The organism is Xenorhabdus littoralis (assembly GCF_033949345.1).
Lineage (GTDB): Bacteria > Pseudomonadota > Gammaproteobacteria > Enterobacterales > Enterobacteriaceae > Xenorhabdus > Xenorhabdus littoralis.
The window spans coordinates 1-318 of the sequence record NZ_VCDP01000148.1; the positions used below are offsets into that span (position 1 = coordinate 1).

Consider the following 318-nt stretch of genomic DNA (forward strand, 5'->3'; position numbering starts at 1 on the left):
TCAGTCAGATACCCTGATAGAGCAGGCAGAAAGTCAGTTGTTTAATCTGGCTGAAAAAGGTTCGGCCCGCCAACATCAGGAAATGACCCTGTTGCAGGGCGCAGACAGCCTGATTGCCCATCTGGAGCGAATACAAGGCTCACAGGGAATCACCGGCACACCGACCGGATTTCAGGATCTTGATGAAAAAACCTGCGGCTTGCAGGCCGGTGATCTCATTTTGCTGGCTGCCCGCCCTTCAATGGGAAAAACCGCACTGGGGCTGGCCTGCTGCCTCGGTGCCCTGCGGCACCGGGACGATGCGGTGGTACAGATTTT

1 protein-coding gene is annotated in these 318 nt (G+C 56.0%); it reads left to right on the forward strand.

Going from position 1 to position 318, the window contains the following annotated elements:
• Positions 1-318 (forward strand): DnaB-like helicase C-terminal domain-containing protein (locus tag FE394_RS18705; RefSeq protein WP_319927838.1); only part of this gene is annotated, 318 nt, incomplete at both ends.